This window comes from Flagellimonas sp. 389 (assembly GCF_018449435.1).
Lineage (GTDB): Bacteria > Bacteroidota > Bacteroidia > Flavobacteriales > Flavobacteriaceae > Flagellimonas.
The window spans coordinates 1-23,632 of the sequence record NZ_JAHCMU010000021.1 but is presented as its reverse complement, the minus strand read 5'-3'; the positions used below and the strand labels follow the sequence as shown (position 1 = coordinate 23,632).

Annotated in this window: 24 protein-coding genes and 1 tRNA gene; 11 read left to right on the top strand and 14 right to left on the bottom strand. The window is 40.4% G+C overall.

Translation table 11 applies throughout. The annotated features are described in order from the left end of the window. Positions 1-110: 110 nt before the first annotated feature. The 4 genes from rseP to KIM67_RS16595 all read left to right on the top strand — a co-directional run bounded on the left by rseP (position 111) and on the right by KIM67_RS16595 (position 4,553). On the top strand, positions 111-1,427 hold the full coding sequence (rseP, locus tag KIM67_RS16610; protein ID WP_213832680.1) for an RIP metalloprotease RseP: 1,317 nt from the start codon (positions 111-113) through the stop codon (positions 1,425-1,427). A gap of 137 nt (positions 1,428-1,564) precedes the next feature. Further along, a tRNA-Asn gene (locus tag KIM67_RS16605) sits at positions 1,565-1,638 on the top strand. Between the two features lie 253 nt (positions 1,639-1,891). After that, positions 1,892-3,409: a M20/M25/M40 family metallo-hydrolase gene (locus tag KIM67_RS16600; protein WP_213832679.1), complete on the top strand. Its 1,518-nt coding sequence runs from the start codon at positions 1,892-1,894 to the stop codon at positions 3,407-3,409. Continuing rightward, positions 3,402-4,553 (top strand): DUF819 family protein, encoded by a 1,152-nt coding sequence (locus KIM67_RS16595; protein ID WP_213832678.1) that lies wholly within the window; start codon positions 3,402-3,404, stop codon positions 4,551-4,553. Before KIM67_RS16600 ends, KIM67_RS16595 begins: the two co-directional genes overlap by 8 nt. Positions 4,554-4,579: 26 nt before the next feature. On the opposite strand, the gene KIM67_RS16590 is transcribed toward KIM67_RS16595, so the two are convergent. The 12 genes from KIM67_RS16590 to KIM67_RS16535 all read right to left on the bottom strand — a co-directional run bounded on the left by KIM67_RS16590 (position 4,580) and on the right by KIM67_RS16535 (position 15,553). Then, a complete protein-coding gene (locus KIM67_RS16590; protein ID WP_213832677.1) occupies positions 4,580-5,164 on the bottom strand; it encodes an SET domain-containing protein in 585 nt (194 codons plus the stop codon). Between the two features lie 24 nt (positions 5,165-5,188). Beyond that, positions 5,189-5,560: a hypothetical protein gene (locus KIM67_RS16585; RefSeq protein ID WP_213832676.1), complete on the bottom strand. Its 372-nt coding sequence runs from the start codon at positions 5,558-5,560 to the stop codon at positions 5,189-5,191. Between the two features lies 1 nt (position 5,561). Further along, complete coding sequence (gene rimK / locus KIM67_RS16580) at positions 5,562-6,986, bottom strand: 30S ribosomal protein S6--L-glutamate ligase (RefSeq protein ID WP_213832675.1); 1,425 nt, start codon at positions 6,984-6,986, stop codon at positions 5,562-5,564. A gap of 62 nt (positions 6,987-7,048) precedes the next feature. After that, positions 7,049-7,462 (bottom strand): VOC family protein, encoded by a 414-nt coding sequence (locus KIM67_RS16575; protein WP_213832674.1) that lies wholly within the window; start codon positions 7,460-7,462, stop codon positions 7,049-7,051. Next, the gene (locus KIM67_RS16570; protein WP_213832673.1) at positions 7,428-7,880 is read right to left on the bottom strand and encodes an NUDIX domain-containing protein; all 453 of its coding nucleotides are present in this window, start codon (positions 7,878-7,880) and stop codon (positions 7,428-7,430) included. The genes KIM67_RS16575 and KIM67_RS16570 overlap by 35 nt, the downstream gene beginning before the upstream one ends. Positions 7,881-7,934: 54 nt before the next feature. Beyond that, positions 7,935-8,243 carry a hypothetical protein gene (locus KIM67_RS16565; protein WP_213832672.1) on the bottom strand — a complete coding sequence of 103 codons (309 nt, stop codon included), beginning with the start codon at positions 8,241-8,243 and terminating at the stop codon, positions 7,935-7,937. Between the two features lie 41 nt (positions 8,244-8,284). Next, a complete protein-coding gene (locus tag KIM67_RS16560) occupies positions 8,285-8,551 on the bottom strand; it encodes a hypothetical protein (protein ID WP_213832671.1) in 267 nt (88 codons plus the stop codon). Positions 8,552-8,553: 2 nt separating this feature from the next. Continuing rightward, a complete protein-coding gene (locus KIM67_RS16555) occupies positions 8,554-9,531 on the bottom strand; it encodes a deoxyhypusine synthase family protein (protein WP_213832733.1) in 978 nt (325 codons plus the stop codon). After that, entirely contained in the window at positions 9,518-10,456 is a 939-nt protein-coding gene (speB, locus tag KIM67_RS16550; protein ID WP_213832670.1) for an agmatinase, read from the bottom strand. The genes KIM67_RS16555 and speB overlap by 14 nt, the downstream gene beginning before the upstream one ends. A gap of 13 nt (positions 10,457-10,469) precedes the next feature. Then, a complete protein-coding gene (locus KIM67_RS16545; RefSeq protein WP_213832669.1) occupies positions 10,470-11,933 on the bottom strand; it encodes an arginine decarboxylase in 1,464 nt (487 codons plus the stop codon). A gap of 998 nt (positions 11,934-12,931) precedes the next feature. Continuing rightward, a complete protein-coding gene (locus tag KIM67_RS16540) occupies positions 12,932-14,152 on the bottom strand; it encodes a site-specific integrase (protein WP_213832668.1) in 1,221 nt (406 codons plus the stop codon). A gap of 762 nt (positions 14,153-14,914) precedes the next feature. Next, positions 14,915-15,553, bottom strand: a complete 639-nt coding sequence (locus KIM67_RS16535) for an NAD(P)H-binding protein (protein ID WP_213832667.1) — start codon at positions 15,551-15,553, stop codon at positions 14,915-14,917. Between the two features lie 286 nt (positions 15,554-15,839). On the opposite strand from KIM67_RS16535, the gene KIM67_RS16530 reads away from it, so the two are divergent. The 7 genes from KIM67_RS16530 to KIM67_RS16500 all read left to right on the top strand — a co-directional run bounded on the left by KIM67_RS16530 (position 15,840) and on the right by KIM67_RS16500 (position 20,786). After that, positions 15,840-16,418, top strand: a complete 579-nt coding sequence (locus KIM67_RS16530) for a TetR/AcrR family transcriptional regulator (protein WP_213832666.1) — start codon at positions 15,840-15,842, stop codon at positions 16,416-16,418. 73 nt (positions 16,419-16,491) lie between these two features. Next, on the top strand, positions 16,492-17,496 hold the full coding sequence (locus tag KIM67_RS16525; RefSeq protein WP_213832665.1) for an NAD(P)-dependent alcohol dehydrogenase: 1,005 nt from the start codon (positions 16,492-16,494) through the stop codon (positions 17,494-17,496). 119 nt (positions 17,497-17,615) lie between these two features. Continuing rightward, a complete protein-coding gene (locus KIM67_RS16520; protein ID WP_213832664.1) occupies positions 17,616-18,029 on the top strand; it encodes a nuclear transport factor 2 family protein in 414 nt (137 codons plus the stop codon). Positions 18,030-18,048: 19 nt separating this feature from the next. After that, positions 18,049-18,492, top strand: coding sequence for a nuclear transport factor 2 family protein (locus KIM67_RS16515; RefSeq protein WP_213832663.1), 444 nt, complete (start codon positions 18,049-18,051; stop codon positions 18,490-18,492). Positions 18,493-18,598: 106 nt separating this feature from the next. Beyond that, complete coding sequence (locus KIM67_RS16510) at positions 18,599-19,678, top strand: zinc-binding dehydrogenase (protein ID WP_213832662.1); 1,080 nt, start codon at positions 18,599-18,601, stop codon at positions 19,676-19,678. 140 nt (positions 19,679-19,818) lie between these two features. Then, positions 19,819-20,493 (top strand): ZIP family metal transporter, encoded by a 675-nt coding sequence (locus KIM67_RS16505; protein ID WP_213832661.1) that lies wholly within the window; start codon positions 19,819-19,821, stop codon positions 20,491-20,493. A gap of 53 nt (positions 20,494-20,546) precedes the next feature. Next, positions 20,547-20,786, top strand: a complete 240-nt coding sequence (locus KIM67_RS16500; RefSeq protein WP_213832660.1) for a hypothetical protein — start codon at positions 20,547-20,549, stop codon at positions 20,784-20,786. Between the two features lie 112 nt (positions 20,787-20,898). Here the strand turns inward: KIM67_RS16500 and KIM67_RS16495 are convergent, their stop codons facing one another. Next, on the bottom strand, positions 20,899-21,837 hold the full coding sequence (locus tag KIM67_RS16495) for a type IX secretion system membrane protein PorP/SprF (protein ID WP_213832659.1): 939 nt from the start codon (positions 21,835-21,837) through the stop codon (positions 20,899-20,901). 26 nt (positions 21,838-21,863) lie between these two features. Further along, on the bottom strand, positions 21,864-23,105 hold the full coding sequence (locus tag KIM67_RS16490; RefSeq protein ID WP_213832658.1) for a gliding motility-associated C-terminal domain-containing protein: 1,242 nt from the start codon (positions 23,103-23,105) through the stop codon (positions 21,864-21,866). Between the last annotated feature and the right edge of the window lie 527 nt (positions 23,106-23,632).

The following is a 23,632-nucleotide window of genomic DNA, read 5'->3' as shown; positions in this document are numbered from 1 at the left end:
GTAAGTTTTGGTGCTAAAACTTTCTTAAATCCGTTAATTGACATGGTCATCTTTTTTAGGAAAGTGTTAAAAGCTTACTTTTGTGGGCTTAAATTTAGATATAGTTGTCGATGGGTATTTTTACACAGATAGTGATGTTTGTATTGATTATCTCTGTTTTGGTGATTCTGCATGAGTTGGGACATTTTCTGCCCGCTAAATATTTTAAAACCAAAGTTGAAAAATTTTACCTCTTTTTTGATGTTAAATTTTCCCTGTTCAAGAAAAAGATAGGGGAGACCGTCTATGGTATTGGATGGTTGCCTTTGGGCGGTTATGTGAAAATCGCCGGTATGGTGGACGAGAGCATGGATACCGAACAAATGAAAGAGGAGCCAAAACCTTGGGAGTTTCGTAGTAAACCAGCATGGCAACGTCTTATCATAATGATTGGGGGAGTAGTGGTTAATTTTCTTCTTGCATGGATTATCTACACATTCTTACTCTTTAATAACGGTGACACCTATATTCCTTCTAAAAGTTTGAAGTATGGAATCCAAGTAGATTCAATAGGAGAGAAGCTTGGATTAAAGACCGGGGATAAAATAGTTTCTGTAGACGGAAAACCTTCCAAACGATTCAATGAGGCTGTTCTCGACATTATCTTAGGAGACGAAGTAACAGTAGACAGGGATGGTGAAAAGTTAACGTTTCCACTGACCGACGAAGGCAAAAAAGAAGTGCTTGAATCGCAGGGACGAAACTTTATTGGATATAGATCAAAAGCCAAAATATTGGCTGTATTGGATTCATCGGTCGCTAAAGAGGCTGGGTTTGTTGCTGGTGATGAGGTTTTGCGTATAAATGGCGGAAAAGTTGAATTTTGGGATGAGTTTACCGATATTGTTCAGTCATCACCCAACGAAAAACTGGATGTTCTGGTACTCAATGATGGAAAGGAAAAAACCATCACAGTTAACGTTCCAGAAGAGGCGAAAATAGGGGTTTATCCAGATTATGATGACCTTAGAACTACGGATACTTTTGGTTTTTTTCAGGCAATTCCAGCTGGTTTCACTAGAACTATCAAAGTTTTAACTGATCAAGTAAGGCAGTTCAAAATAATATTCAATTCCAAAACAGGTGCCTATAAGCAAGTAAAAGGACCTATAGGGATTGTCGAAATGATGCCCACATCTTGGAACTGGACCTTTTTCTGGAGTTTTATGGCCATGTTCTCCGTTTGGTTGGCCTTTGTGAACATATTGCCCATCCCTGCTTTAGATGGCGGGCATGTCATGTTTTTATTATATGAAATGATCAGTGGAAGACCGCCAAGTCAAAAAGTATTGGAGCGAGGACAGATAGTAGGTTTTGTTATTTTAATGGGTCTTATGGCCGTAATTTTTGGTAACGATATTTGGAATCTGGTAAAGCGTTTTCTTTAAATCTTGATATTTAGCGTGTTTCCATACTACGTTCTATTTTTTGTGAATTTTTAGAAAATATTTTAAGGCGTAAAAAGGTTTTTTGTTTGTAACGTAATAAAGAAACTGCTATATTTGCAGCCGCTTAAGACAAATATTCCTCCTTAGCTCAGTTGGTTAGAGCATCTGACTGTTAATCAGAGGGTCCTTGGTTCGAGCCCAAGAGGGGGAGCGGCAATAGTAAGGCTTTAGAGAAATTAAACTCTGAAGCCTTTTTTATTTGCACACGATTTGCACATAATTGACCTTAGATTTTCCCCAATATCATTTCGTTTCAATTGGGAATGAATTTTATTTGAAACGGTTTTACTGTAGCTAGTTTAAAGGAAATTAGATAAGAAACCAAATTCCTTTGAAAAATTCGCCTAAGCTTTTTATACAATAGATTTTGAGAATTCGATTCAAAGATTTCTTAAATTCCGTAAATGAAAAAAGCTCTAGTATTCTTTATCTTTCTAGTATTCTCAACAAGCTTTGGACAAGGTCTGAAAGCAGAAAAAATTCATCAATTTGCTGATGAATACTTTGTGGAGGGGATGTTTACTTTAAAAGAGTTTTTGCAACTTCCCAACATTGGATCAAATTCTGATAATATTGACCTAAATCTAGCTTGGTGCGAGAATGTATTTAAAGCTTTAGATTTTGAGACCGAACTTTTGACCTCTAAAGGAGTAAAACATTTACTTGCCGAAAAGGCATATCTAAAAAAGTCTCCAACGATTCTCTTTTATCTTCAGATTGATGGACAGCCCGTAGATTTTTCCAAGTGGAACCAAGAAAATCCATTCGATCCAGTACTAAAAGAATGCATTGGAAATGAATGCACCAATATACCTTGGGAAAGGCTGAGCCAAAAATTTAATCCGGACTGGAAGGTTTTTGCTAGGTCGGCATCTGATTCCAAAGGTCCAGCTATTGCATTTATACAGGCACTCCGCATTTTACATGAAAAAAAGATAAATCCAAGATTCAATATTAAGGTCATCATGGATTTTCAGGAAGAATTGGGTTCACCGACTTTACCTGAACTCGTTAGAAATAATCGGAACAGATTAAGCGCAGATGCCATGCTGATCATGGACGGTACTCGCCCGCCTGCCAACCTTCCTACGCTCACCTTTGGGGCACGAGGTATTGCAACAATGAGGTTAACCGTTTACGGAGCCTATAAAAATCTACATTCGGGTCAATATGGGAATTATGCTCCGAATCCCGTTTTTAACCTATCAAGGTTGTTAGGTTCAATGAAAGACGAAGAGGGACGTGTGTTGATTCCTGGCTATTATGATGGTATTGAGCTTACGGAAGACCAAAAAAACCTGATCAATACCGTTCCTGAAAATAAAGAAGAATTGTTGACCACTTTGGGGATAGCGAAAAATGAAGCCATCGGAAAAACCTACCAAGAAGCCCTTCAGTATCCTTCACTTAATGTTCGTGGATTACGTGCCGCTTGGGTAGAAGACGAGGTACGCACCATAATTCCTTCGGAAGCTTTGGCTGAAATTGATATGCGACTGGTTCCCGAAACACCTGCGGAACGACAAATTCAACTGGTAACAGATTTCATACGCTCAAAAGAATTTCACATTCTTGATCAAGAACCTACAGAAGATGAGAGAAAGAAATATGCGAAACTAATTAAAATCGAATCCCGGATTGGGTCCCGGCCATTTAGAACCCCATTGGATTCCCATCTTGGAAATTGGCTAGGGTCTGCCATGGCCCATGTTTTTGGCGAAGGCAACTTTATCCGCATGCAATCCACTGGAGGCTCACAGCCTATTGCTCCTTTTATTTCTGAATTGGGCATTCCCGCTATATCGGTTCGCATACCCAATCCAGATAATAGCATCCATGCACCTAATGAAAATCTGCGTTTGGGGAATTTTCATGAAGGACTAAAAATGTGCTTGGGTACCCTAACACAGAAATATGATTAGTACAAACTTGTTTTGGATTGCAACCATAGTGGTACTGGTCACCGTTTTGTTCGTTCTTTGGGTTGGCAAAATAAAAAATAGATGGATAACGCTGATACTTGATTGGTTCCCAGCAATCCTCTTTGCCTATGTGCTGCCGGCAACATTCACCCATATTTCAGGTATCGATTTATCAAAAGTTGCACTCCATGACCTAAGTAAATCATGGGTCATTCCATTTACCATACTTACAGTGATGAGTGCCCTGTCCATTAAACAGCTTAAAATTGTCGGAGTAAAACCAATTGTAGTCTTTGGAGTCGGGTCTTTGGTGATTGCAACTTTACCAGTATTATTGGTCATCTTGTTCGGAGTTTTCAATGAATCGAATACCGTGCTTTTTATCACGGAGGGATATTGGAAGGGACTTGTTCCCATAGTAGGTGGTTGGATTGGTGGCAGTACCAGTCAACTGGTTTTAAAGGAACTAGCTGAAACACCTGAAGCACTTTTCCTTTCCATTTTGGTACTCGATAATATTTTGGTCAATATTTGGACGATATTGATGTTTCAGTTCATCAAAAGAAGTAATCGCCTTAATAAACTATGGGGAATCGACCCTAACTTTCCTATCGTTGAGATTCCTCAATATTCTGGAAATAATAGTCCATGGACAGTAAATACTTTAACCATTGGTACGATTTTGTCAATAATGTTTATGACATCATTTCTTTCATTGTCTTTCTTGGCAAGTGTAGTTGTTTTATCGATAGTTGGATTGATTTTGGGAAATGTTATGCCCATCTGGAACCATAACCTTGTTTTAAAAATGGCAGGATTTTGCATTGTACTAATTATGGCCATTTTAGGCTTGAAGCTAAACTTTGACAATCTGTCGCTTCCAGCAGTTTTGGTCTTTTTGGTAGTACTTTGGTTGGTCTTTCATTTTTTGGCCATGTTATTTACCGCTCGTTTGCTTAAAACCAATATTGCTTGGGTTGCTATTGGGAGTATGGCCAATTTGGGCGGCATTTCAACTGCTCCAGCGGTAACCTCGGCCTATAAAAAGGAATTGATGCCACATGCCATAGTCCTAGCCATTTTGAGCATGGTAACAGGAACTGGCTGGGGAATGCTGACCATATTTTTATTTCAGTTATTCTAAATAAAAAATGACTTACAATCAGTAATTTAGCTTTTAAAATAGCACCTTAAAATTGAATCCATTTCTTTTTGCCCCTTCTCGATTTGATTGATCTCTGACCATTTTCCTGGGGATATCATATAACGAAGCGGTTGATTCACTTTTGAAATCTTGATGAACGCTTTTGCCAGCTTTTTGTCCCAGATTTTATAGTACTTCACCACATCATCGGGATACACAATTTTTCGCTTTGTGCCTTCATCTCGACCGCGAAAAGGTTCATTTATGTTCAAGTACCCATAGTCATCGGTCAATTCTTCCCCAGGGTAAATATCTCTAATGGCCAGCTCAAAATCGTAGGCAGTGCTCAAGCAATTAGCTTTAAAGCTATGGTTAACGTATCTAGCATTATCCCAACATAGGATATGGTTGCCCTTATAATCTCTAAAAGCATATGTGTCTAGAATTTCCTTATACTTTGTTTCCAGGGAATGAAAAATCTTTTGGGGAATAACCTGATCAAACTTATCCATAACCCAGGTAATGGTTCCCATGGGGATAAATTTTTTGGCAACCAATCCGTACCCCACCTCACTACTGATAAATTTTACTTCAGTATCTGGATGTATCATTTTAACTAAATTGAAATTAGAATATTACCTCCCCGTAAAACGTAGTACTCTCGCCTTATGAAACTTGAAGCTCTTTTGAAACTCTTCTAATTTCTTGCGCAAATCCATCTGCTCCTCTTCAATTAAATCTTTAGGGGCAATCGAGCTATTTTTGAAACCACTTTCAGAAAGGTGTTCATAGGAAATGACTTCAAGCTTCAAGTTTTGCAACAAATTTTTTAAGCTTTTTGTTCTTTTCTTCATTGCCAGTATTATACTCACCGCTGGGGAATCCGTTTGTTCCAGCTGCCTTTCAATGAACATCAATTCATTCTCAAGATGCTTTAATGAGGACTTCCAACTTCTAATCTCATAAGATAGGTTTGAGTAATAGTCCTTATCGTAATTTTGGTTCATTTTAAGCTGATTTTTGAGGTTCTACATACTTTTTTGGGTGTTTATCGGCACTGTTTAATCGGCCGTAGTTTAATTTTTTTTCAATGGTCTCTATCATAACATTGGCAATGTCTAAACCAGTAGCACTTTCAATTCCTTCCAATCCGGGGGACGAGTTCACTTCTAACAAAAGGGGCCCTCTGTTTGACCTGATAAGGTCTACCCCAGCTACATCAAGATTTAGCATTTTAGCAGATTTAACTGCCAATTTTCGCTCCTCCGAAGTAATTTTAATCAAAGACGCCTTTCCACCTTGATGTATATTCGCCCTAAACTCACCTTTTTGGGCCTGTCGTTGCATAGACGCCACAACCTTGCCATTGACTACAAAACATCGAATATCCTGACCGTTGGCCTCTTTTATGAACTCTTGAACCAAGATGTTGGTTTGTACACTTTTAAACGCGTTAATGACACTTTCCGCCGCCTTATTGGTCTCTGCCAGTACAACCCCCACTCCTTGGGTGCTCTCAAGTAATTTTATAATTAGAGGTGCCCCATTGACCATACGTATCAAATCCTTGGTATCCATCGGGGATTTGGCAAATCCAGTAATTGGAATATGTATGTCGTTTTTTGAGAAAAGCTGTGAAGCATATAATTTATCCCTGGATTTACTTATCGCGTCTGATGAGTTAAGACAATAAACCCCCAAGTTATCAAACTGACGAAGCAAGGCGCATCCATAAAAAGTTATAGATGGTTTAATACGGGGTATTACCGCATCAAACTTATCCAGAATATTGCCTCCACGATATCTAACCTCTGGTGAGCTGGCATCCAACTTCATGTACGCATTCTCAACATTAAGAAAAATAACTTCATGGCCTCTTGCCTCACCAGCTTCAATCAGTCTTTTGTTGCTATATAAGTTTGGATTACTGGCCAATAACCCTATGGTCAAACCCTGCTTGTTATTTTCAAAAGGTCGATATAGCTCCTTTATCCCTTCATCGGAAAAATTACCTTGAAAGAACCCTTTGGATGAATCTATTACATATCGTCCATTAATCGCTTCTCTTCCCAAAATCATCCTATATTCCATGGCATTGCGATTTGCCAAAGTGACCTCAATCTCAAAGCTCTTTCCGCCTAACTTTAAATTGGTTTTAATTACTGGTCTCTCTTCCGAAATACCAACCGAACTTTTAACATTGCGGATATCGACAAGTTTGGCCTGGCATAAAATTGATATGCTTCGATTATCTTGGATAGGGTTGACTTCAAATCTTACCCATTCTTCCAAATCCTTGCTAAAAATCTTAATCTTATTAGCTTGAATTGAGGAAGTCTTGGCTCCAGAGTCCACTCTTGCCTTAACCGCAGGTATACCCAACTCTTCTAGTTGGCACCATTCCTCACTTCCCAAAAAATCTATTTCTGTCAAAACGCGTTTGCTTATAATATTTGAACGAGCAACTGAAGTTCAGTGCCCTATTTCATTATTTACTACTTGGAGAAAACCTCTCCTGAATCCTTAAAACTTTTGAATTCTAGCATAAAGCCATTTGGGTCTTGAACAAAGAATGAAAGATGTTCTCCAACTTTCTGGTGCATAAATGTGGCTTCTGTGGTAACTTCCAGGTCCATCTGAAAAAGTCGTCCATAGAACTCTCCCCATGCTTCAATGGGAACAATAATGCCAAAATGAAAAGTTGGCAGAACATAGTCATCAAGTTTGTAACTTTTAAAGTCAAAATTAAAATGACCCGATTCAGTGAATGTTAGCTGATTTCCGAAAAGATTTATATCAATCCATTTCTCGGTATTCCTGCCTATGTTTGCTCCAATTATGTCAGCATAGAACTTTCTAGTCTCTTCTATATTCTTACATGGCAATGCGAGATGAAATTGTGCGTTCATTTTTACTCATGTTTTTGTTCTTTGTTTTTAAATTTTTAAAATATGCCTTTACGGCCAACCTATCTGATTTATCCATAAACCCGATCACTTTCTTCCAGTTCAACCAAAGTGCGGATTGAAACTTATGCTTTTCCAATACTTTGATTTTTAAGGGTTCAAAATGGACATGGTAATAGTTTTTGATAACCACCCCTGTTTCCATTTTATTTATATGCGACATATAAAAATGTACTTGCTCCTCTGTCAATTGGAGCTCTATTTCTTCTGCCGTTTCCCTGATAAGGGTTTGTTTTTCAGTTTCTTTTCGCTTTTTCACACCTCCTGGGAGCGTATACCTTAAGGGTTTCCCTACTTTTTCAAGTACTAGCACCTTGTGCCCTGAAACAGCAAGTAATCGAGATTTTATTATCTTCTTCATTCCTTCTAAAGGATAAAAAGGGGATGGGTCGTTTTCCCACCCCCAAAGTTTGAGCTAGTTAATCAAATCGAGCCCGACGATGATATACACATCATATTCGTCATCATTTTCATCGGTTTCCGTATCCATCCAATAAGTAACCTCAAATTTCTTCCCAATAAACTTGCCAGAATCCAAGTCATACTTCTTAGAAGCTTTTATGTCGATATCTGAAAACTCGTATTCCAACTCGTCATCGTCGATAAAGGTGTAAATGCCTTCTTCCACACCAATATAAGTGGCTTCAATAATGAACTCTTCCTGTTGTATAGGCACAGAAATTGATATTCCCAGTGCCATAAAAATGATAAAAACTGTTTTCATATTTCCTTATTTTAAATATTCATTATGGTTAACACAATAACTTATTCCTCTTCAAAATTTTTGGCCTCATTAATTTCAATTTCATCCTCATCGGAATCATATTCTTCCATAGCCGTTGTGAGTCGTTTGCTCACTTTTACCAGGTACATGGTGTCCTCAGTTGTAACTTCAATACATTCAACCCAATCTCCTTGCGCATTTCTAAAACTGATGATGTCACCATCTCCATAACCGTCTGGGTATTTTTCCACCAACATATCCAATAAAGACGAATCAAGCTTTTTATAATCTACAATGACTCTTTTCATAATTACATGTTTAATAGGTAAGCAAAAATTAATGGAGCCACAATAGTGGCATCACTTTCAATAATGAATTTTGGTGTTTCAATATCCAACTTGCCCCAAGTTATTTTTTCATTGGGCACGGCACCGGAGTACGAACCATAGCTGGTAGTGGAATCGCTTATCTGGCAGAAATAGCTCCAAAACGGCGTATCGGTTTCCTCTAAATCCTGATAGAGCATGGGTACAACGCAAATTGGGAAGTCTCCTGCGATACCGCCACCTATCTGAAAAAAACCTATGCCATTCTTACTATGGTTTTTGTACCACTCTGCCAAAAAAGTCATATACTCAATGCCTGATTTCATGGTACTGGCCTTGAGCTCTCCTTTAATAACGTAACTGGCGAAAATATTGCCCATGGTACTGTCCTCCCATCCAGGCACTACCATTGGCAAATTGGCTTGTGCAGCAGCAAACATCCATGAATCTTGTATATCGATTTCGTAATGTTCTTCTAAAACGCCAGATAATAAAAGACGGTACATAAACTCATGCGGGAACAACCGTTCCCCATTTTCATCAGCCTGTTTCCATATTTTGAAGATATGTTCCTGTAATCTTCGGAATGCCTCTTCCTCAGGGATACAGGTATCCGTTACCCTATTTAAACCCTTTTGCAACAAATCCCATTCGTCTTGTGGGGTCAAATCCCTATAATTGGGAACCCTTTTATAATGGGAGTGGGCCACTAGATTCATAATGTCCTCCTCCAAATTGGCTCCGGTGCATGAAATGATATGTACTTTTTCTGTGCGAATCACTTCGGAAAAAATCTTGCCGAGTTCTGCCGTGCTCATTGCTCCGGCCAGTGAAACCAGCATTTTAGAACCTTTTTCCAATTGCACCTCATACCCTTTTGCTGCATCGACCAGTGACGCTGCATTAAAATGTAAAAAGTGCTTCTCCAAAAACTGGGATATTTCCCCTTTACTTTTCGTCATATTCGTCACCATTCCTTTCAAATTTTTCAAAACTTTCCGACTGTTCATATTCATCCTCTATTTCGTCCAAATTCTGTTCGAATTTGTAGCTCAACATTTTGTAATACAATTTAGCTGCTAAGAAATCGGAAGATTTCTCTTTCTTATTAGGGCAGAGCTCCACAATATCAAAACCTACTACATTACATTCGTTAAAGACCCGCTTTAAAAATTCAAGGGTCTCGTACCAAAAAAGCCCACCAGGTTCTGGCGTTCCGGTAGATGGAAGAATCGAGGGATCTAGAGCGTCCAGGTCGAAGGTTATATAGACGTTCTCCGTCATCAAATCCAGAACATTGTCCATCCAAAAATCATCCGTGACCATTTCATGGGCAAAAAATACATTGTCACGATTCATTACCGTCACCTCAGAGATATCCATACTTCGAATCCCTACCTGTACAAGGTTGGTTGTTTGTGAAGCTTCATACAGGGCACAGGCATGGTTGTACCTGGAACCGTTGTACTCCTTTCTCAAATCTGCATGAGCATCTATTTGGAGTACCGTGAGTCCTTGATAGGTTTCATTGAAGGCCCTAATAGCTCCTATAGAAACGGAATGCTCTCCACCAACCATAGTTACTATCTTTTTTCGGCTGACGTATTCCTTAACGATTTTGTGGACGGTTTCCACCATGGTGTCAGGAGAATCGAAACCCTCCAATGTTTCAACTAAATAAATTCCTTCCCGGTATACCTCACTATCAGTTTCAATGTCATAGAGTTCCATATTTTCCGAAGCCTCTAAAAATGCCCTAGGGCCATCATCAGCGCCTTTTCCCCAAGTGCTTGTGCCATCATAAGCAACCGGAATAAGTACTACCTTAGATTTATCCGAAATGGCATATTCTTCTGGTATCCCTGCATATGTTCCTTTTGATTCCATCTCTATTTAATTCTTATTTGATTGCCAATGGTCGATTAACCATTGGTTTTTTCCTCATATTTTTTGATTGAACAACTTTAGGTTTATTATAGCCGAGGATTGATAAAAAATCACCAGCGGTTTGTTGTTCTGCAAAAACACGGGTGTTTAGATTTCCTTCAGAATCTCTATCTATCAATATGTGCTTAGGCTGTGGAATCAAGCAATGCTGAAGTCCACCAAATCCACCAATGGATTCCTGATACGCTCCGGTATTGAAAAAGCCGACATATAGGGGCCTGTCCTTTTTGAATTTTGGCAAATAGATGGCGTTCAAGTGTTGTTCCGAGTTGTAATAATCGTCACTATCACAGGTAAGTCCTCCCAATAAAACCCTTTCGTATTCTTCGTTCCACCTATTAATAGCTAGCATAATGAAACGCTTGTTGATGGCCCAAGAATCAGGCATGGTGGTAATAAACGAGGAGTTGATCATATTCCATTTCTCCCGATCGTTCTGCTGTTTTTGATATAAAATCTCATAAATCGCACCACCACTTTCCCCTACAGTAAAACTTCCAAATTCCGTGAAAATATCTGGAACAGCTACGTTGGCTTCTGTACACGCCTGGTTTACCTGGTTAATGATTTCATCAACTATATACTCGTAATCGTAGTCAAAAGCCAAGGAGTTTTTTATGGGAAATCCTCCGCCGATGTTTAAGCTATCGAGCGTTGGGCATATCTTCTTTAGGTTGATGTAAACTTTTAGACACTTTAAAAGTTCATTCCAATAATAGGCCGTATCTCTAATCCCAGTATTAATGAAAAAGTGTAGCATTTTTAGCTCGACCTGAGGATTCTCCCTAATTGCATTTTCATAAAAAGGAACTATGTTCTTGTATCCTATGCCCAATCTTGAAGTATAAAACTCAAACTTGGGTTCTTCTTCAGAAGCAATCCGGATACCTACCTTGAAATTTCCATGAATATCATTTCCAAGTAAATCGAGTTCTTCATAATTGTCGATGATGGGAATGCAGTTTTTGTGGCCATTGTTTATGAGACGGGCAATTTTTCCAACATATTCATCCCTTTTGAAGCCATTACATAGCACATAAGTAGAATCTGAAATCTTGCCCTCAGCTTTTAGGTGTTCCACAATATCAATATCGAAGGTTGAGGAAGTCTCAATATGGATATTGTTCTTGAGGGCTTCATTCAGAACATGCTCAAAATGTGAGCTTTTTGTACAATAGCTATAATAGTATTTACCTCCGTAACCATGTTTGTCCATAGCTGCGGCAAACCACTTTTTGGCACGCTGTATGTTTTTTGAAATCTTGGGAAGATAGGTAAACTTAAGTGGTGACCCATAACGGCGAATTAATGTCATAAGGTCAATTCCATGAAAATGTAAGTTGTTCTCCACAAGTTGAAACTCCTCTTGTGGAAAATCAAAAGTCTGTTCGATCAAATCGATGTATTTGGTCTTCATCTGCATTTTGTGTTTGTAAAAGAGTATTTAAGGACTGAGCTAACAATCCATACTCAAATACGGAATACAAAAAACCGGTCAGGTGTAGAACCAAAGATTCGTAAATACAACTTACGATAAGAAGAAAACATTTCGGAAGTCAGCCCTATTATTCGGTGTCCTATCCCTAAGACGGCTTCTTGGGTAGACTTCCTTATCCCCATTGGCCCGAACTTGAAAAAAGTTTTCAAAACAAAAGGCAATGCGTCCGATTAGTTGGACTCATTTACTTAAAGTAAACTTAGTAAAAAAATCAATCCTCAAACTTTTTCATATTAATATTTTCAAAAGTTGATTATTCATAAGGCAGTTTGTTAGATGCTCATGCTCTATTCTTTGAAGAATTTGGCTTCGATTAATATCAAATGACTTCATTCGTAATCGTTATAAGACTATATTTTTCAAGTCATAGAAATCAATAATATGTGAAGTGTTTTAGATGAATATGATTGATGCGGAAAATACTCGATGTTTGCATTTTTTGTCCTGCTTGCAGGACGAAGAATGTAAAGCAAGAGGGTAACACGCTAAAGCGATGTTACAATTTTTAACTATTTGATTTTCAATAAATTATATAGTTGTAAAATTTGACAAAGAAGACTTTTTACTGTAAAAAGTTCGGGAAGCCCAGTAAACACTGGTTTTTTTTACTGTAAAAAATATTATTTACTTCAATTTGTTTCCATTTCATGGACTTTTTCCTTCAAATAAAATTTGATGTTGTTTGTTGCTATTTGAAGAGGGAAAAATTTAAGTTCACCCTGACTTCATAAGAAGATATTAATGGCATTGTAGATGTGCCCTATTTTGATTTTACTCAACGCTTATCTGTCGGAACGCTATAAAATCAAAACAGGATCCATGCACAAAGTTTTAAGGTAAGAAATGGGACAATCACCTTTCATTATCAGTTTGGTATACCCCAAGAATGATATCTTTCGTATACGAACAAAAGAAATTTAATTTATGACAAGCTCCTCATGGTAAGCATCAAGAATCTCATTAGGGAGTGATTTTAAATAAACTTGTGTAGTGGATAATTTACTGTGACCTAACATTGAAGATATTGCAGGAAGAGGAATGTTTTTGAGCATGGCGTGGGTGGCAAAACTATGTCTGGAAACATATGAGGTCAAACGTTCTTCAATACCGCAAAGCTGGGCTATTGCCTTTAAGCCTTTGTTATATCTCTTTAAGGCCCACTGAGCATCCTTGTACTGAAGTTCAAGGCTATCCCTTTTTAATATTGGTAGAATAAACTCAGTACTTTTCTTTCCCTCAATGTAATATTTAAGTATGGACATCATCTGAGCAGTTATTTTGATGTCATACCTCTTAGAGGTTTTTTTGCGTTGGAACTTAATCCGTTCATCAATGATGTTACTTTTTTTTAGAAAGGCTATGTCGATAAATGACATGCCCATTGTCATATATGATAATAGAAAATAATTCCTGTAATGAAAAAGTTCATGCTCTTCGTTAAGGTCAAGTTCAAGAATTCTCTTAATGTATTCTAATTTAATAGCTCTCTTTTCTGTGGGTGTAGTCTTAATTTGATAGTTATAAAAGGGATATGACTCTCTGTCAACAATGCCATCTTTTATTCCCCTATTATAGATTGCTTTTATGGTACGCATATAGGAAGCGAGCCCATTTTGAGTATTGTTTGGTTTTGAAAGATGGTAGTTTTCAAAACGCTTCAAAAAATCATGGTTTATTTCATTAAATTTTAAATCCCTTCCCTTGAGGAAGACTTTCAGAATATTTAATACTCCCTCGTAATTTCTAGCAGTACCAAAACGCTGAGCAGTTCTTAGATCTTTAACTTTGGACGTGCCAAATTCAAAAAATGACTCATACTTTGATTGCTTAATTATTTTTTCCCTTAACTGTTTTATGGACAAGAAATCCAGCTCGCCATTATAATGGAGCCGATTAACAATTTCTTGAGCCCTTGCCAATTCCGCTTTTAGGAGATTGTTTAGAAAAGAAACCGAAATAGCACCCTTATAAGACTTTCTAACTTGCTTTTTTGAATTGTCCCAATACATTTTTGGAACAGATTGGCCGGTGGATATAGAGGTGGTTCTTTGAAAATGACCAACCCTTATGATAATTGGAAATGAACTGTCTTTTCGTTCCCGTCTTGTATCCAAGGTTAAACTTAAGCTTGTTCTCATACTTTAAAAGTATATAAAAAATTGCACATAATTTGCACATACTTCTTTGATATAAAACGAATGTAATTCAGTTTAATTAATATTAAATTATTTATAATCAATTATTTATAATTTGTATTGAACTAATTAATTAATAAAATCTGACTTCTATTAATCAGAGGGTACTTGGTTCGAGCCCAAGAGGAAGAGCTTAGCAAACAAAAGGCTTTAGGGTGTTTTCATCTCTGAAGCCTTTTTTATTTTCATAAAAATATATGATTTTTAAATGAAAGATATTTTTCAAATAATTGATATACAATAAGTTAATAAATAATAGATGATAGGATATTACCAATGTTAAACTGACTTTATTCAGGGGGTCTTCAATTCGAACAAAGTAATAGAAACAGAGCAATAAAGATAGGGCCTTCGAAGAATTCAGAAGCCCTATTAAATTCCAACAACCTTAACTTTACCCAAATATTTCAAAATTAAATAGACTTTGGCATGTTATATTTAACCTCTTATTGTTTTCAATCAAATTCCAATTAAATGTTATTGATAATTGTTAATTGGAGAGAAGAGATTATTACTTCACAATTTTTGGCGGGATCATTTAGGTAGAAGTGGGGAATGGTCTCGTATAATCTTCCTTTATCGGATACCGTCACCCCGTTACTTGTTGCTTCTTAAAAGTAGCCATCAACTCGACCTTTTTCTCAATATTCCCTTTTACTTTGGATATCCTCTTGGGGGATAAAGGACCGATAGGATAGATGAACGTTACAGTTCTCCGATGGCCTGTGCTATAGGTGTTTTCCCGCTGTGCATCGTAATCACTTTTTTGTACGAGGATGGAGCTTCCAATAGCTCGGCCAAGGTATCTGCCACATCCGTAATGGAATTGTCGCCCATTTCTTCCACGTTGGTATCGATCCTGCCAGTACCTGGAACCTCTTTTAAGTTTCCGGGCTGCAATATGGAATAGTTCAACCCAGTGTTCTTGGTCAACCATTGGTCAGCATAATGTTTCGAAACATAATAATCCCTAAGCTGGTCAATATCGCCAATGTGCCATTTGGAAGTATCGAGCGCAAAAAGGGTGCTCAATAAAATATAGCGGGGTATGTTGAGTTCTTCGGCGGCCTGCATGGTCTTAATGGCACCGTGCAGGTCTACCTGAAACAAATCCTTGCCACGTGAGCCCGACACAAAATAAACCGCCCCTACATCCTTGGGAATCGTGTTCACGATGTCCTTTGTATCGTCGAGCAGGTTCAGGTTGATCTGGTTATAATTATCCGATTCAAACAGTCTTTCTTCCCCTCTTGAAGTCCCCACAACGGTATGGCCCTGTTCAAGTAACTTTTCGGTCAACAAACGGCCGACCCTGCCCGTTGATCCTATTACCAATACTTTCATTTCAATTTTTTTTTGTTCCTAATTTTTTTTAACTTTTTCCTAAAAACCACATAAGTTTATCTAAGCCTCTACAATAACCCTTTTCAACGAGGCATTAAAGTAAACCTTTGATAGTTAATCATATATATGTGTTTTTTTGAGATAGCTACCGACTTCTGTCGTGTTTTTATCCATGCCATTACGGACAACCCTTGAATATGAAAAGTTGCAAATGGGAAAAAAAACAAACATTTTTTTATTTCTTTTGTAAGCGCATAGATTTGTATACGACTGTTCGAATATTAAAATGAAAAAAGAGAATATACATAGGGCCTTGGAGACCGGGGTAAAAGTTTTGAGCCAGAAAGGGTACCACAATCTTGGACTTAGGGAATTCTTGGAAAACGCCGAGATTCCAAGTGGTTCATTTTACTACTATTTCAAGAGCAAGGAAGACTTTGCCGCCAAAGTACTTGAACATTATGGGGACAAGGTAGCCGCTTACTTTACTTTGAGGTTACTGGAAAGTGATGCACCGCATAAAACGAGATTGGAAACCGTTTTCAATGAGGAATTGGAGCGATTGGAGTCCACGGCATGCAAGGAAGGATGTATGGTCGGTACCCTCACCAGTGAGATAGCCGGACAGAACGAGTTCATCCAGAAGGTGGCCGATGGCAATTACAAAAAATGGCAGGACATATTTGAGCGTTTTTTCTTGGAAGGCCAAGAGAACGGAGCTTTTTCCAAAGATTTTAAAGCTTCAGAAATGGCCGTATTCTTTTTAACAAGTAGACAGGGCGTGATGACACGCATGAAGGCTGCTGGAAAAGATGAGTCATACCGGCTGTTCAAATCCTTTATGACGAAAATGATCGAGTGCTGATTTTTTTTTGATATTTAATATACGAACGTTCTAATAATAAATAGAAATACAATCATAAATAATATAGAATTAGATGAAAGTAAATGCATACGCAGTTCAAGAGCCCAATGGAAAATTGACACCGTACACCTATGAACTAGGTGAAATCGGGGCGGAAGACGTCGATATCAAAGTTACCCATTGCGGGGTTTGCCATTCGGACCTGAGCATGATGAACAACGAATGGGGCATGACCGAATATCCCCTGGTGCCTGGTCACGAAATAGTGGGTGAGGTCATTGCTATAGGAAGTTCAGTAAAAAACGTGAAAGTGGGGCAAACAGTGGGCATGGGCTGGTTTTCAGGCTCCTGTATGAGCTGCTCCAGTTGTATGGGCGGGGACCACAATATGTGTGATACCGCAGAACAGACCATAGTGGGCAGACACGGCGGGTTTGCAGACCATGTTCGTGGACATTGGTCATGGGCAATCCCAATTCCCAAAGGAATGGATTCGAGCAAGGTAGGCCCATTGTTCTGTGGTGGCGCCACAGTATTCAACCCGATAGTTATTGCAGGTGTACAGCCTACCGATGCTGTTGGGGTAATCGGTATCGGAGGACTTGGGCACTTGGCCCTTAAGTTCTTGAAAGCCTGGGGATGTGAGGTAATCGCCTTTTCTTCTAATCCAGATAAAAAAGAAGAAATCCTGGCCATGGGGGCGTCCAAGGTAATCAACTCCAGAGATCCAAAAGAATTGGAAGCGGTACAGGGGAAACTCAAACTTATCCTGAATACCACAAATGTCAACCTGGATTGGAATGCCTATCTATCGGCACTTTCAAAAAAAGGAAAACTACATACCGTTGGAGCGGTATTGGAACCCATGGAAATTCCGGCCTTTAGTTTAATTGCTGGAGATAAAACGGTAGGCGGCAGTACCGTTGGAAGTCCCGAGTTGACCAAAACAATGCTAGAGTTCTGTGCAAGGCATGAAATCTACCCCACGGTGGAAGAGTTTCCCATGGAAAAAGTAAATGAGGCGATGCAGCACCTGGAGGCGGGCAAAGCACGCTTTCGGATAGTCCTTAAAAACTGATAAATCATAAAAAAAGAAAAATCACACTCATTACGGTGATAGTGCACTAAGGGTTTAAAACATCTTTTAAACGAAAGTTCAAATAGTAAATATTAATACAACAATAAATAATAAGAAAAATGGAAACAGTTACAGAATTGACAAAAGAAACAAAGGCAGATGAAGTTCAAAGCTTCAATGAATACAAGGAAGTTGAAAAGGCTTTGCAGCCCTACATCGAGAGTGCCAGGACAGGTGACGGAAAGTTGAGCCGTTCGGCATTCTTTGACCATGCCCATATCCTTGGGTCAGTGGGCGGAACACTATACAACCAGACGGCTGATGAATTTGAGGCAGTGGTAAACGAGGGTGGGCCATCCGCTGAAGTACAAAGCTGCATCGCCTGGATAGATATATCAGGGCCGGCAGCTGCGGCCAAGGTAGAGTTCATCGATTGGGCCGGGCTAAGGTTCACCGATTTCTTTGTCCTTTACAAGGAGAACGGGAAATGGAGAATTAGTGGAAAGGTGTACGATTCGCACGCAAACAATTAATCCATAAAACTAAATTCAGATGAGAACCTTAAGTATAGTGGTATTTTCCCTTATTGCCCTTAACACATTTGCACAAAAGGGAACAGTGCAGGAAAAACAGAGCTTTGATGCGTACAAGGAGGTGGCAAAGGCCCTACAGCCTTACATAGAGAGTGCCAAGACAGGCGATGGCAAATTAAGCCGTTCGGCATTCTATGCCCATGCCCATGTTGTGGGATCAGTGGACGGGGAAGTATATAATGTGACCGCGGATCAGTTTGAAGGTATTGTCGATGAAGGCGGGCCTTCCGAGAATGTCGGGCACCATATTGCATGGATCGATATTTCAGGACCGGCTGCAGCGGCCAAAGTTGAATTCTACGACTGGGGCGGATTCCGTTTTACCGACTTCTTTGTCCTTTACAAAAAGGACGGGAAATGGAAAATCAGTGGAAAGGTTTATGATTCGCATTCACGCAACTAATACATGAAACAATTTGATATCAACAGGAAGGCCCGAAAGATGCTTGATCACGTTCGGGCTTTCTTTTAAAATCTGATCACAGCAAAAACAAAATAAATAAGTAATTATGAAAGCAGTAGTTTATAAAGAAAGAGCAGAAATCGAGGTCGTGGATATACCAAAACCTCAATTATTAAAAGATGATGACGTAATCGTACGTATCACACTTGCTGGTATTTGCGGAGCGGATCTCGAATTCACCCAAAACGGTCCAGAAATGGTCCTATTTGAAGGGATGCGAATTGGTCATGAATTTGTGGGTGTCGTAGACCAGGTAGGTAAGGACATCCATACCTTGAAAGTCGGTGACCGCGTTATAGCCTCCGCCATGTTCGTGGACGGGGATTGTTACTATTGTAAACGTGACCTACCTTCGGCATGCGACCATGGAGGATTATTTGGGACACCGCTTTTTGCACAGCACGGAGGTGATGATATTCAAGGAGGACAGGCTGAATTTATACGTGTTCCTTACGGTAATTCCACACTGTTCAAGCTTCCAAAAGGTTTGACCGGGGATGAATATGATACCAAGGTTCTTCCATTGGGGGACAATTTTGCCACCGGTTATCACGGGGCATTGAACGCAAATATCAAAACAGGTGAGACCGTAGTGGTCATCGGTGATGGTGCTGTAGGCCTAAGTGCGGTAATGGCCGCTACATTATTTGGCCCCTCTACCATTATCCTTGTTGGGCGTCACGATAGTCGATTGGAATTGGCAAAAACCATTGGGGCAACCCATGTGGTGAACTCTAAAAATGAAGACCCTGTGGCTTTCGTGAAGTCACTGACTGAGGGAAGGGGTGCAAACTCTGTTATCGATTCGGTCGGTAACAAGACAGCAATCGCACAAGGTATGGAAATGACCCAAGCCGGAGCATCGATAAGCGTTCTTGGGTTTGGCCATCTTTATGAACAAGTCGAGCAGCCGTATTCATCAGCATTGTTTAGGAACATAACAATACACACAGGTGTTGTAAACGTAGCGGCCTATATGAAAAAATTACTTCCAATAGTTGAAAGGGGCATTATTGACCCTAGTAAGATCTTTACCGATATTTTGCCATTGTCGGAGGCAGTGAAGGGATATGATTTAATGCGCGACCGGACATCGGGAACACTTAAAGTGGCACTGCGTCCCTAATACTTTTCGCATTGGAAATTCAAAGCAACTACAAAATCGATGTGTCGAAAAAGATTTTAAAAAGAATCTTTTTTGACACTCTTTTAATTACAAAAATCATATCGTCATAACGTTCGATTAAAACTTTAAGTAGTATTCCCATGAACAAGTATTTACTCCCGGTCATTGCCATTTTCATTGGTATAGTCATTGCCATTATCACCAAAAAACAAAAATCTATAGGCACAAAGCTCTTATTGTCATTTAGTGGTGCATTTCTTTTGGCATTAACACTTTTTGATCTATTGCCAGAGGTGTACCATCATTTAGAGGCCGACCAGACCGGACTTTTTATAATGTTGGGTATTTTGTTGCAAATAGTTTTGGAATTTTTCTCTGGAGGGGCCGAGCATGGCCATGATAATGTACATAGTAAAGACAAAGGGTTTCCATGGTTGCTTTTCATCGGTCTTTGTATCCATAGCTTTTTGGAAGGGTTCCCGATACACGAACATAATGACATGATGTATGGTGTATTGATTCATAAGGTTCCTGTAGCGGCATTGTTGACCACATTTTTATTCCGGTCCAACTATAGCAAAGTTCAAATTGCTGGTTTCCTGATCGTATTTGCGGTAATGACCCCTTTGGGCACCTTTATATCCAATAGTACGATATTGGCCACAAAATATTTGGATATCGTTAATGCTTTGGTTATTGGTGTCTTCTTACATATTTCTACAACTATTTTATTTGAAACAGGTGAAGGCCATAAGTTCAACCTGTCCAAGCTGGTAACGATATTTTTGGGTATTTCAATTGCCCATTTTATTTAGATAATCTCAAAAGGAGGGCCAAAATAAGTTACGACAAGAGTGATGGACTAGCTTTGGATGATTACTTCCAAGAAAATGGCCTTTTAACGAACCCGGGGCCATCGTGTAATCGGGGACACCCTTTAATCTATGGGAATATTTTTGATTTTCCATTTAAAATCGCCAAGGATTTGGTTTTTGGCGATTATGGGGTATTTTTCCCTTTTGATGAAGGTGATTTGAGCAAAACCTTTAAAGGCGACGATGAATTGATATCGGAGCAAAGAGCCTTGTGGATTTATCATCTGGAATAGGCTTGACCCCTACAATAATTCCATGACATTTTGTTATCTTGATTGGACAGAATATGGGTGGAGCAGTCAGTGGTCCAGGTCGGAAAATATGGAATGATGCTTTGTATTTTCCTTAAAAGAACCGAGGATCCAATACTTGGTTTTTCAAAGAAAAGATCTCATAACGAAGAAATACCTCAAAGGAACCGTCATTGAAGCGTGAACCGCCAAGTTCCGTCACTTCGCGGTCATAGGCCAGTCCGAGCATCAGTTTCTCCGTTAGTTGTATGCCGGCCAAAGCACTGATGGCGGCACTCCACCGATAAGCCAGACCGAAAGAGAATTTTTCTCTATATAAAAAGTTTGCGGAAAGGTCGGCCTGTATCGGTGCCCCTTGTACCGCTTTGAACAGCACCGCAGGCTTAAATTTCCAATCGATATTTAGGTCAAATACATATCCCGAAATAAGGTACCAGTTCATCCGTTCCCTGGCCAAAAACGAGCTGCTTTCACCGGAGTTGTCAAAATGTTCGGTCTGCAGGAAGTTGGGTACTGAAACTCCAGCATAGAACTTTTCGGTATGATAGTAGACGCCAGCCCCGAAATTGGGGGAGAACCTTCGGTCTATGTTGGCTTGGCCAGCAGGGGTCAAAGAAGGATCGTAGTTTCTCAATCTGTTAAAATCGATATTGAGCAAATGTCCGCCCGCTTTTATCCCAAAGGACAAGTTTTCCATCGGGGACAAGGGGACTGTGTAAGAGAAATGGGCATCAAAATAGGTGTCTTGATTGGTACCATTCCCGATTTCGTCGTTTACTATGGACAGGCCCAATCCTACTCGCTCCGAAACGGGCGAATGCACGTTAAGGGTCTGGGTTGTCGGTGCTCCGTCCAAACCCACCCACTGGGAACGATGGAGTGCCGCAATACTCAGCACCCCCCTCGAGCCGGCATATGCCGGGTTTATGGAAATGGTATTGTACATGTACTGCGTATATTGGGCATCCTGTTGGGCCACTACACCTGTAGTGGAAATTAACAGAATAAATGATAGTACAATCAGGTTTTTCATATTTTGGAAATACGGTGGCTTTGTCATCATCTATTTATATACAGATATCCATTTTTAGAAAGGGTGCGGTCCCCACTCACATAGCTGATTACATAAAAGTATACACCCGCCGGAAGCTCATCACTCTTTTTTAATGTCGCCCTACCGTTCGATAATCCATGGAAGGCGTTCCCATTGTTATCATACCCCATTGTCTCGAAAACCGACACTCCCCATCGGTTGTATATCTTGACGGTATTGTCGGGAAAGGATTCAATATTCACGATCCGGAAGACATTACCGGAATTAAGATCTATCAGATCGCTTTCGATGGAGATATCGCAAGACGCACTTTCAGGAGGGCTTCCTCCCTGTGAACTACAAGCATCCAGGGGATCGGTACCGTCCTCGACTTCCTGGCCATCTGAAATTCCGTCCCCGTCCGTATCGGAAATCCGGTCATCGGTACCCAAAGATTCCTCTTGGCCCGCTGTCAGTCCGTCCCCGTCGCAATCGCTCGTTGCAAGAGGAACTCCATTATCCGAGTCACAATCATCCAATGGGTCGGTATTGTCCAAAACCTCTTGGCCGTCCATGATGCCGTCACCGTCGGTATCGGCCACATAGGGATCGGTCCCGAGCATATTTTCCTCGTCATTGGTGAGACCGTCCGAGTCCCTATCACAATTGGAGGGGTCCGATGGAGTGCCCCCGATGGAATCACAGGTATCCAATGGGTCCGTATTGTCTATATTGACCTCTTGTCCATCGTCAATTCCATCGCCATCGGTATCGGCGGTTGTCGGGTCGGTCCCAATATTGCTTTCTTCGTTGAACGTGAGACCATCCCCGTCACAATCGCTGGAGGGAACCGGTCGCCAATTGGGGTCGGTATCGGGAATACAAGGATCGTTGGGGGCAGTATCCAAGGAATCACAGATATTATCACCATCACTATCGACACAATCAAGGACCGAGATCAATATTGAGGCTGTTTCGCATACCGGACCATTGCATACCTGGTAGTCGATGGTGACCGTACTTGAGTTCTCTCCTGCAAGCGGGATGTATGTGATTTCTCCCGATGCCTGGTTCACCGTAATGGCACCAGAAGCGGTTCCTGTACCTAAATTCGTAATTGTGCTCCCAACTGGAAAGTCATCGTTGTCCAGTACATCTATGGTACTTATGATTCCCACATTGGCATTGACGACATCATCATTGGATATGGCTGCATATGGATTGGGATCCGTTCCATTTGGATTTCCATCACCATCGCAGTCCGCCACCGCCCATGTGGCATTGGTGCTGTCGTATCCTGTATATCCCGCTGACTGTGCCGGCAGACAAGGGTCGCTTGGACTTGTATCGGTATCGTCGTTGATACCGTCGCCATCGGAGTCCGCATCATAGGGGTCCGTGCCATTGGTGTCCTCGGTGCCGTTGTCGGTGCCGTCGCCGTCACAGTCGGCCGCCGCCCATGTGGCATTGGCACTGTCGTACCCGGTATATCCCGCTGACTGTGCCGGCAGGCAAGGGTCGCTTGGACTTGTATCGGTATCGTCGTTTATGCCGTCGCCATCGGAGTCCGCGTTGTAGGGATCTGTCCCCGCGGTGTCCTCATCGCCGTTGGTCTCGTTGTCCCCGTCGCAGTCCGCCGCCGCCCATGTGGCATTGGTGCTGTCGTATCCTGTATATCCCGCTGACTGAGCCGGCAGGCAAGGGTCGGAAGGACTTGTATCGGTATCGTCGTTTATGCCGTCGCCATCGGAGTCCGCGTTGTAGGGATCTGTCCCCGCGGTGTCCTCATCGCCGT